This window comes from Streptomyces sp. MZ04, assembly GCF_004684775.1.
In the GTDB taxonomy this organism is placed as follows: domain Bacteria; phylum Actinomycetota; class Actinomycetes; order Streptomycetales; family Streptomycetaceae; genus Streptomyces.
In genome coordinates this window covers 17028-27382 of the sequence record NZ_SRIC01000092.1, presented here as the reverse complement: position 1 = coordinate 27382, position 10355 = coordinate 17028, and the positions used below count along the sequence as shown (strand labels likewise).

The 10355-nt window shown below is 70.0% G+C and carries 9 protein-coding genes; 6 read left to right on the top strand and 3 right to left on the bottom strand.

The features are described from left to right. Positions 1-300 precede the first annotated feature (300 nt). From E2651_RS20385 to E2651_RS20375, 3 genes are all read left to right on the top strand, one after another. Positions 301-1086 carry a phosphoribosyltransferase family protein gene (locus tag E2651_RS20385; RefSeq protein ID WP_135332606.1) on the top strand — a complete coding sequence of 262 codons (786 nt, stop codon included), beginning with the start codon at positions 301-303 and terminating at the stop codon, positions 1084-1086. Between the two features lie 286 nt (positions 1087-1372). Further along, positions 1373-2095, top strand: coding sequence for a ribosome-associated translation inhibitor RaiA (raiA, locus tag E2651_RS20380; protein WP_135332605.1), 723 nt, complete (start codon positions 1373-1375; stop codon positions 2093-2095). Between the two features lie 194 nt (positions 2096-2289). Next, on the top strand, positions 2290-3033 hold the full coding sequence (locus tag E2651_RS20375) for a response regulator transcription factor (protein WP_135332604.1): 744 nt from the start codon (positions 2290-2292) through the stop codon (positions 3031-3033). Positions 3034-3053: 20 nt separating this feature from the next. On the opposite strand, the gene E2651_RS20370 is transcribed toward E2651_RS20375, so the two are convergent. Beyond that, the gene (locus E2651_RS20370; protein ID WP_135332603.1) at positions 3054-4241 is read right to left on the bottom strand and encodes a crosslink repair DNA glycosylase YcaQ family protein; all 1188 of its coding nucleotides are present in this window, start codon (positions 4239-4241) and stop codon (positions 3054-3056) included. A gap of 41 nt (positions 4242-4282) precedes the next feature. Beyond that, entirely contained in the window at positions 4283-4876 is a 594-nt protein-coding gene (locus E2651_RS20365) for a GNAT family N-acetyltransferase (RefSeq protein WP_135332602.1), read from the bottom strand. Positions 4877-5076: 200 nt separating this feature from the next. On the opposite strand from E2651_RS20365, the gene secA reads away from it, so the two are divergent. After that, complete coding sequence (gene secA / locus E2651_RS20360) at positions 5077-7914, top strand: preprotein translocase subunit SecA (protein WP_135332601.1); 2838 nt, start codon at positions 5077-5079, stop codon at positions 7912-7914. A gap of 103 nt (positions 7915-8017) precedes the next feature. Here the strand turns inward: secA and E2651_RS20355 are convergent, their stop codons facing one another. Further along, positions 8018-8470: an Rv3235 family protein gene (locus tag E2651_RS20355; protein WP_135332600.1), complete on the bottom strand. Its 453-nt coding sequence runs from the start codon at positions 8468-8470 to the stop codon at positions 8018-8020. A gap of 341 nt (positions 8471-8811) precedes the next feature. Here E2651_RS20355 and E2651_RS20350 point away from each other — a divergent pair, with 341 nt between their 5' ends. Together E2651_RS20350 and E2651_RS20345 are read left to right on the top strand one after the other, a co-directional pair. Next, positions 8812-9315 carry a hypothetical protein gene (locus tag E2651_RS20350; RefSeq protein ID WP_135332599.1) on the top strand — a complete coding sequence of 168 codons (504 nt, stop codon included), beginning with the start codon at positions 8812-8814 and terminating at the stop codon, positions 9313-9315. Positions 9316-9377: 62 nt separating this feature from the next. Continuing rightward, entirely contained in the window at positions 9378-10049 is a 672-nt protein-coding gene (locus E2651_RS20345; RefSeq protein ID WP_135332598.1) for an HAD family hydrolase, read from the top strand. Positions 10050-10355 lie beyond the last annotated feature (306 nt).

Sequence of the window (10355 nt, the reverse complement as noted above, 5' to 3'; positions counted from 1 at the left end):
GCCTCGGGTCTGTCCGGGGTGACTTCAGGTCTGTCCGGGGGCGGGCTCAGGTCTGTCCGGGGTGGCCTCGGGTCTGTCCGGGGGTGGCCTCGGGTCTGTCCGGGGTGACTTCAGGTCTGTCCGGGGGCGGCCTCGGGTCTGTCCGGGGGTGACCTCCGGTCCATCCGGGGTGACCTCCGGTCTGTCCGGGGTGGTCAGTCCCCCGATCGGGGGTAACGCATCTGCCGCGCCGTGGAGTTGTCCACAGGCGGTTGTCCACAGGGGTGGCAGGGCTGTTCGCGCCTTGGCACAGTGGTGGGCATGCGGGGGTGGTGGCAGGACCTCACCGAACTGGTGCTGCCGGCCGAGTGCGGAGGCTGCGGGAGGCCTCGTGCGGCGCTGTGCGCGCAGTGCCGCGACGCCCTGTGCGGGACCGTGCCGAGCCGGGTGCGGCCGGATCCTCGGCCGCCGGGGCTGCCGGTGGTGCACGCGGCGGCTCCGTACGAGGACGCGGTGCGGGCCGTGCTGCTCGCGCACAAGGAACGGGGCGCTCTGGCGCTCGCGGGGCCGCTCGGCGCGGGCCTCGCGGGGGCGGTGCGGGCCGGGCTGCGGCGCGGGACGCGGGCCGGGACGCGGGGTGCTGCGGAGGGTGACGGGGCCGTACTGCTCGTGCCCGTGCCGTCGGCGCGGGGAGCCGTGCGGGCGCGGGGGCACGACCCGGTGCGGAGGATCGCGCTGGCCGCCGCGGGTGAGCTGCGCGGGGCCGGCACGCGGGCCCGGGTGCTCTGCGTGCTGCGTCAGCGGCGTGCCGTGGCCGACCAGTCGGGGCTCAACTCCCGGCAGCGGCAGGCCAATCTGGCCGGAGCCCTGGAGGTGACCGCGGGTGGTCGCAGGCTGCTCGCCGGGGGTGGCCGGGTGGTGATCGTGGACGACCTGATGACCACGGGCGCCTCCCTGGCGGAGGCCGCCCGCGCAATGCGTGACGTACACACGGATTCGATAGGGCGGGCGGCGGCGGTAACAGCCCGTGAAATGACGGGCGAGAACGCGATCAGTGCGGCCGTTGTCGCCGCTTCACCGGATTCCTTCGAAATAAACCGGAACTGACGGGGAACTTGCATCGTTGCAGGTAGTGAGAGGGCCAATACGCCTGAATGGAGGTACGCGTCAGTAGAGGGTGACGACATCCGTCCGGGCGAGATATGTTCGGTTGTGAGGAATGGCGGACGCCGTCCCTCGCATATCGGAATGCCGGTCGCGGGGTTTTTCGCAATCACCCGGACCGGCCGGGGTGGAGATCTTGTTCGCGGGGGAGGAGGAGGTGGAAGTCACCGAGTCCGAGGCTCCGGGGAGTCACCGGGGCCTGGTGCAAAAGGGAGATGCTCCGCCGCCGATGCGGAGCGATCCGGGAACGGAGTTCTGCGTGGACATCGTCGTCAAGGGCCGCAAGACCGAGGTGCCCGAGCGGTTCCGCAAGCACGTGGCCGAGAAGCTGAAGCTGGATAGGATCCAGAAGCTCGACGGCAAGGTGATCAGCCTCGACGTCGAGGTGTCCAAGGAAACCAACCCGCGGCAGGCCGACCGGTCCGACCGCGTGGAGATCACCGTCCGCGGGCGCGGTCCCGTGATCCGTGCGGAAGCCTCGGCCACCGACCCGTACGCGGCGCTCGACCTGGCCACGGCCAAGCTGGACGCCCGGCTGCGCAAGCAGCACGAGAAGCGTCACAACCGGCGAGGAACCGGCAGGCTCTCCGCCGCAGAGGTCGCAGAGCGCGTCCCGGACGCGGCGACCCTCAACGGGGACGGCACCGTCGCACGCGACGAAGAGCCGGACGGCGTGCCGGTCAAGAGGATCGGTTCACTGGAGATCCAGGGCGAAGGCCCCCTCGTGGTCCGCGAGAAGACCCACGTCGCGGCCCCCATGTCGCTCGACCAGGCGCTCTACGAGATGGAGCTGGTCGGGCACGACTTCTACTTGTTCGTCGACTCGGAGACGAAGGAACCGAGTGTCGTCTACCGGCGGCACGCCTACGACTACGGCGTCATCCGCCTCAACACCGACCCGATGGTCGCGCAGGCCCAGTCGGCCGGCGGGGGCGGTGCGCTCGGCGGCTGACTTCGGTCGGCCGAGGGCTGAGCAGGTGCCCCTGGAGCGCACGTGCGCCCCCAGGGGCACCATCATGCGACCCCTGCGCGCACCGCAGTGCCGCCCGGGCATGAAATCATGGGCGAGCCGGCCAACCGGCAGGCTGGTGCCTCGGGTTGGCGCAGCCAACGCACAACGGGCCATGGCCTTCAGGGGGAGGAACAATGGCGGACAGCTTCGGACCGATGCGGGACGATGACGCCCACGACGGCGTCGGCATCGGCACGGACGCGGGCGCCCCGCGCAAGGAGCCGATCAGGGTCCTGGTGGTGGACGACCACGCGCTCTTCCGCCGCGGCCTGGAGATCGTCCTCGCCGCCGAGGAGGACATCCAGGTGGTCGGGGAGGCGGGGGACGGCGCCGAGGCGGTGGACAAGGCCGCTGACCTGCTGCCGGACATCGTGCTGATGGACGTACGCATGCCCAAGCGCGGGGGCATCGAGGCGTGCACCTCCATCAAGGAGGTGGCACCCAGCGCCAAGATCATCATGCTGACCATCAGTGATGAAGAGGCCGATCTCTACGACGCGATCAAGGCGGGAGCCACGGGATATCTCCTCAAGGAGATTTCCACCGACGAGGTGGCCACGGCGATTCGCGCGGTGGCCGACGGGCAGTCGCAGATCAGCCCGTCCATGGCGTCGAAGCTGCTCACCGAGTTCAAATCGATGATCCAGCGCACCGATGAGCGCAGGCTGGTGCCCGCGCCGCGGCTGACCGACCGCGAACTGGAAGTGCTGAAGCTGGTGGCCACGGGGATGAACAACCGCGATATCGCGAAGGAGTTGTTCATCTCCGAGAACACCGTGAAGAACCACGTGCGCAACATCCTGGAGAAGCTTCAGCTGCACTCCAGGATGGAGGCCGTGGTCTACGCGATGCGGGAGAAGATCCTCGAGATCAGGTGAGCGGCGTCAGGTGAGCGGCGTCAGCCGAGGGCGCGGACCAGCTCCGCGGTCAGCTCCGGTCTGTTCACGCGCTCCACGCGTACGGAGTCGCAGTTGACCCAGGACGCCGCTTCACGGAGCGCCTGCGCCACCGCGGGCACGGCCTTGGGGCTGTCCAGCGAGACCTGCTTGGCGACCAGTGTGCTGCCGTCACGGGCCGGGTCCACGCGGCCGACCAGTTGGCCCCCGGCCAGGACCGGCATCGCGAAGTAGCCGTGGATCCGCTTCGGCTTGGGGACGTACGCCTCGAGCCGGTGGGCGAAGCCGAAGATCCGTTCCGTACGGGCCCGCTCCCAGATCAGGGAGTCGAAGGGAGACAGGAGCGTCGTGCGGTGGCGGCCGCGCGGCGCGGTCTCCAGGGCCGCCGGGTCGGCCCAGGCGGGCTTGTCCCAGCCCTCCACCGTCACCGGGACCAGACCCGAGTCCGCGACCACCGCGTCGAACTGCTCGCCCTTGAGGCGGTGGTAGTCCGCGATGTCCGCGCGGGTGCCGACGCCGAGGGCCTGGCCTGCCAGGCGGACCAGACGGCGCAGGCACTCCGCGTCGTCCAGGTCGTCATGGAGCAGCGGGTCCGGGATCGCGCGCTCCGAGAGGTCGTACACCCGCTTCCAGCTGCGCCGCTCCGTGCAGACCACCTCGCCGTACATCAGCGCGCGCTCGACGGCGACCTTCGCGTCCGACCAGTCCCACCACTCGCCCTTGTTCTTCGCGCCGCCCAACTCGGTGGCCGTGAGGGGGCCTTCGGCGGTGAGCTGCTTGATGACCGTGTCGTACGCGCCGTCCGGCAGGTCGTGGTGCCAGTGCGGCCGCGTGCGGTAGGCGCGGCGGCGGAAGGCGAAGTGCGGCCACTCCTCGATGGGCAGGATGCACGCGGCATGCGACCAGTACTCGAAGGCATGCGGCCGGGCCGGTCCTGTGCCGGACGCGCCGTCCCAGTACGCCGCCTCGATCCTGTCGCGGCCGACGGCGCCGAGACGGGCGTACGGAATGAGCTCGTGGGAGCGGGCGAGCACCGAGATCGTGTCGAGCTGGACCGCGCCGAGGTGCCGCAGCACGCCCCGCACACCGGACCTGCGGTCCGGGGCGCCCAGGAACCCCTGGGCGCGGAGCACGATGCGGCGGGCCTCGTCGGCGGAGAGGTCGGTGGCGGGGCGCGGCAGGCTCGTCATGCTCCGAAACGATAGGGGGCGGCACTGACAACGCGGCGGGCCTAGCGGACCGGAGCCTGCCGTTCCGCCGGGGCGGGCAGATAGGGCCGGCTCGACCGCAGGGACACGTCGGCCGGGAGCAGGGCGCCCACCCAGCAGTCGCGGAGTGTGCCCTTGTTCAGGAGGCCGGCCCGCAGGGTGCCCTCCACGGTGAAGCCCGCCTTCTCCACGACCGCGCGCGAGCCCGTGTTGCCGACCTCGGCGCGCCACTCCAGGCGGGTGCAGCCCAGGTCGGTGAAGGCCCACCTGGCCAGGGCGAGGACCGTCTCCGTCATATATCCGCGGCCCCGGTGCTCCTTCGCCGTCCAGAAGCCGACCTCCCAGGCGCCCGAGCGCGGGTGGTGCAGGCTGGCGGCGGCGACCAGCGGGCCGACCTCCCGGGGACGTACGGCGAAGGTGTACTCGGTGTCGTGGCGCCAGCCGTCCGGGACGACGCGTCCGATGAAGCCCTCGGCGTCCACGCGCGCGTACGGCGAGGGCATCGTGGTCCAGCGCTGGATGTCGGGGTCCTGGCAGGCCTCGTACGTCTCGTCGGTGTCGTCCGGCGTGAACGTGCGCAGGCTCAGGCGTTCGGTGCTGAGTGTGACGGGCTCCATCCGGCGATTCTGCTGGCGTCCGGCACTTCGGGCCAGTGCTTTTCACCGGCGGTCATCGTCGGAAACCGGCACCTTCCAGGCCCCCCGTCCGTTGACGTATCGGCAGACCTCCCGGCGCGGCCCGCTCCTCGCTTACGATGGCCGTTGCCCTATGAGTAAACCGACCATGCCAGGCCCGACCGGCAAGGAGACCAACCCCCGTGTCCGTCCTCTCGAAGATCATGCGTGCAGGCGAAGGCAAGATCCTGCGCAAGCTGCACCGCATCGCGGACCAGGTCAACTCCATCGAAGAGGACTTCGTCAGCCTCTCCGACGCCGAGCTGCGCGCGCTGACCGATGAGTACAAGGAGCGGTACGCCGACGGCGAGACCCTCGACGACCTGCTCCCCGAGGCCTTCGCCACGGTGCGCGAGGCCGCCAAGCGCGCCCTCGGCCAGCGGCACTACGACGTCCAGATGATGGGCGGTGCCGCGCTGCACCTCGGCTATGTCGCCGAGATGAAGACCGGCGAGGGCAAGACCCTGGTCGGCACCCTGCCCGCGTACCTGAACGCCCTTTCGGGCAAGGGCGTGCACCTCATCACGGTCAACGACTACCTGGCCGAGCGCGACTCCGAGATGATGGGCCGCGTCCACAAGTTCCTGGGCCTGACCGTCGGCTGCATCATCGCCAACATGACGCCGGCCCAGCGCCGCGAGCAGTACGGCTGCGACATCACGTACGGCACGAACAACGAGTTCGGATTCGACTACCTGCGCGACAACATGGCGTGGTCGAAGGACGAACTGGTGCAGCGCGGCCACAACTTCGCGATCGTCGACGAGGTCGACTCGATCCTGGTCGACGAGGCCCGTACGCCGCTGATCATCTCCGGCCCGGCCGACCAGGCCACCAAGTGGTACGGCGACTTCGCCAAGTTGGTCACCCGCCTCACCAAGGGCGAGCCCGGCAACCCCCTCAAGGGTGTCGAGGAGACCGGGGACTACGAGGTCGACGAGAAGAAGCGCACCGTCGCCATCCACGAGTCCGGTGTCTCCAAGGTCGAGGACTGGCTCGGCATCGACAACCTCTACGAGTCGGTCAACACGCCTCTTGTGGGTTACCTGAACAACGCCATCAAGGCCAAGGAACTCTTCAAGAACGACAAGGACTACGTCGTCATCGACGGCGAAGTCATGATCGTCGACGAGCACACCGGCCGTATCCTCGCCGGCCGCCGTTACAACGAAGGCATGCACCAGGCGATCGAGGCGAAGGAAGGGGTGGACATCAAGGACGAGAACCAGACCCTTGCCACGATCACCCTCCAGAACTTCTTCCGCCTCTACAAGCGCCATGACCACGACGGCAAGGAAATCTCCGGCCTCTGCGGCATGACCGGTACGGCCATGACCGAGGCCGCCGAGTTCCACCAGATCTACAAGCTGGGCGTCGTGCCGATCCCGACGAACCGGCCCATGGTCCGCGCCGACCAGTCGGACCTGATCTACCGCACCGAGGTCGCCAAGTTCGCCGCCGTCGTCGACGACATCGCGGAGAAGCACGACAAGGGGCAGCCCATCCTGGTGGGCACGACCTCCGTCGAGAAGTCGGAGTACCTCTCCCAGCAGCTCTCCAAGCGCGGCGTCCAGCACGAAGTGCTGAACGCGAAGCAGCACGACCGTGAGGCGACGATCGTCGCCCAGGCCGGCCGCAAGGGCGCCGTCACCGTCGCCACGAACATGGCCGGACGAGGCACCGACATCAAGCTCGGCGGCAACCCCGACGACCTCGCCGAGGCGGAGCTGCGCCAGCGCGGCCTCGACCCCGACGAGCACGTCGAGGAGTGGGCCGCGGCGCTGCCCGCCGCCCTGGAGAAGGCCGAGCGGTCCGTGAAGTCGGAGTTCGAGGAGGTCAAGGACCTCGGCGGGCTCTACGTCCTCGGTACCGAGCGGCACGAGTCCCGTCGTATCGACAACCAGCTGCGCGGTCGTTCCGGACGTCAGGGCGACCCCGGCGAGTCCCGCTTCTACCTGTCCCTCGGTGACGACCTGATGCGCCTGTTCAAGGCCCAGATGGTCGAGCGCGTGATGGCCATGGCGAACGTTCCGGACGACGTACCGATCGAGAACAAGATGGTGACGCGCGCGATCGCGTCGGCGCAGTCCCAGGTCGAGCAGCAGAACTTCGAGACGCGTAAGAACGTCCTGAAGTACGACGAGGTCCTCAACCGGCAGCGCGAGGTCATCTACGGAGAGCGCCGCCGCGTCCTGGAGGGCGAGAACCTGCAGGAGCAGGTCACGCACTTCATGGACGACACGATCGACGCCTACATCGCGGCCGAGACCGCCGAGGGCTTCGCCGAGGAGTGGGACCTGGACCGGCTGTGGGGCGCCTTCAAGCAGCTCTACCCGGTGAAGGTCACCGTCGAGGAGCTGGAGGAGGACGCGGGCGACCGCGCGGGTCTGACCGCCGAGTTCATCTCCGAGGCCATCAAGGAAGACATCACCCAGCAGTACGAGGCGCGTGAGGCGCAGCTCGGCTCCGACATCATGCGGGAGCTCGAGCGGCGCGTCGTCCTCTCGGTGCTCGACCGCAAGTGGCGTGAGCACCTCTACGAGATGGACTACCTCCAGGAGGGCATCGGCCTCCGTGCCATGGCGCAGAAGGACCCGCTGGTCGAGTACCAGCGCGAGGGCTTCGACATGTTCAACGCCATGATGGACGGCATCAAGGAGGAGTCCGTCGGCTACCTGTTCAACCTGGAGGTCCAGGTCGAGCAGCAGGTCGAGGAGGTCCCGGTCGAGGACGCGGCGCAGACCTCGCTGGACAAGAAGGACGCCGTTCCCGCGGGCGGCGGCCGTCCCGAGATCCGCGCCAAGGGGCTCGACGCTCCGCAGCGGCCCGACCGCCTGCACTTCCAGGCGCCGAACGCCGAGGGCGGGGTCGACGAGGGTGACTTCGAGACCGAGGACGCCGGGGTGCGGTCCGAGTCGGACGGCCTGACGCGGGCCGAGCGGCGCAAGGCTCAGAAGGGTGGGCGGCGCCGCAAGAAGTAGCGCTGCGCTTTAGCTCTGGCTGGTCAGGGGCCGGGGACCTTCGGGTTCCCGGCCCCTTTGCGTTGCCCTGTAGTGCCCCTTTGCGTTGCCCTGTAGCGCGGTGTCACCTGGAACGGGAACGGCCAGGGGCCGCCACCTCCACCGCCGTGCAGCGCCACCTCTGGTCCGCGCCCAGGTGCAGGCGGAACGCCAGGGCCCGTAGGGCGGGTCCCGTGCCGATCCGCGCGAAGACTTCGTAGACACCCGGGCTGGGTTCGTAGTGGCCGATCCGGTGGATCGTGGGGCGGCGGCCGTCCACGTTCAGGGGCGTGTGCTCGGCCAGCCTGGCCAGGTCGTCGAAGGCCGTGTTCGCGATGTGGCGGGCCGCCCAGTGCACCGGCTTCTGGCCGCTGAGGACCAGGAGCAGGCGCTCGGTGAACAGCTCGGTGGGGTGCGGTGGGGGCTGCGGCGCCGTCCTGGGCGGGCGCGTCTGTGCGGTGGGGCGCCGTGGGTCCTTGCGGCCCGGCGGGCGGGTGATCGCCGGTCGTGAGCGGGGCCTGGTCATCACCTTGTGCATGCCGCGTCGCCTCCGTCGCTGCCGTCCCGGTTTCTATACCGGGGGGTAACTTGTGTCGGGGATCTTGTACGGGGGCGTCGGGTGCCGCTGCAAGGGGCGCGGGCGCCGGGGACAGGTCTGGGGGAATGTCCCCTATCAGGGTGGCCGGGGGTGCGGCGCGCCTTCTGGCTGCCGGGTCGGCCCGGGTGACCTGTGGGCGCTCGAGGTGACGCGGGCAGAGGGTGTGGGGCGCACTCCGAAGGGGGACTCCCGCACGTATTCTGGTGGCCCTCCGGGCGGCGTCCGGAGGCCCTCCGGGCGGCTTCCGGCGGGAGCTCTTCCGACTACGAAAGCGGATCGTCATGCGCGTCTACGTTCCCCTGACCCTGCCCCGTCTCGCAGAGGCGTACAAGGCGGGCGAGCTGGGGCCCGGGCCGCTGACCGCGTACGCCGTGACGCCGGCGCTGCGTGAGTGGTACGTCTCGGACGACATCGAGGAACTGGAGTACGCCGCCCTGAACCGGGCCGCGCAGGCCTCGCTGCGTCTTGTCGCGGGGGATCCGGGGGCGGCGCGGCGGCGGGTCGTGCTGGCGGCGGACGTGCCGGACGGTGCGGCTTCCGTCGACCCCGACCGGGGTCTTGACCAGCGGGCGCTCGGTGAGGTGCGGGTCGAGGGTGTGCTGGGGCTGAAGAAGGTGGCCGCCGTGCATGTGGACGCGGGGGACGCGGAGGGGGATGTCTCCGCGGCCGCGGAGGTGCTGGGGGCCGCTGACCAGGGTGACGACGATGCGCGGTTCGTGGTGGACGGGGTCGAGGACCATGAGCTGCTGTGGTTCGCGACCCAGGAGATTCCCGGGCTGATCTAGCTCTCGAGCGCTCTCAAGCGCCGGGCTGTCTCCCCGCGAGGCGGTATGGGTACCGTTCCTGTATGGGGAAGCTGCAGCGCGGGGCGCACATCGTGTGGGACTGGAACGGGACGCTCCTGCATGACATTCATGCCGTGATCGAGGCGACGAACGCCTCCTTCGCGGAGATCGGGCTCGAGTCGATCACGCTCGAGCGGTATCGCGAGTTGTACTGCGTGCCCGTGCCCAAGTTCTACGAGCGCCTGATGGGCCGGCTGCCCACAGAGGCGGAGTGGCACGTGATGGACGCCGTCTTCCACAAGCACTACTGGGCGCGGGCCGAGGGATGCGGGCTCGCGGACGGCGCCGCCGAGCTGCTCGCGGGGCGGCGGGCCGAGGGACGTACGCAGTCGCTGCTGTCGCTCGCGCCGCACGAGCACCTGGTGCCGATCGTGCGGAGCCACGGCATCGAGGAGCACTTCGTACGGATCGACGGGCGGATGGATACCTCGCACGCCGGCAAGGCGGAGCGGATGGCGGCGCATCTCGCCGCTCTTGAGGGAGTCGCCGATGCCGGGCGCACCGTGGTGATCGGTGACGCCGTCGACGACGCCGTGGCCGCGGCGCATGTGGGGGCGCGGGCCGTGCTCTACACCGGGGGTTCGCACAGCAGGGGCAGCCTGGCGGAGGCCGGGGTTCCGGTCGTCGACAGCCTGGCCGAGGCCGTGGAGGTCGCGGAGCGGTTGGCCGCCTAGGGCCTGTCCGATGGGTCAGGCCGGCCTTCGCGCCGGGTGCCGATTGATCAGGGCCGAGCGGGCCCTGGTGCGTGCAGCTGCAAGGCGGAGGAGGGCGACAACGCGGAGCGTTGGCAACCGACGACAATGCCGGAGGAGGCACCTCCCTGCTCGAGCGAAGCCGAGAGCTTGGGGGAGTGCGTGCCAGGGGTCGCGACCCCGGCAGGACCCATCGGACAGGCCCTAGGGCGTCGGGCCGCCTGGCCCGCCCACGCAGGGCGTGCCGCAGGGCTCGAGGGATGTCGTAGCGGACCGCCTGCCCTCGCC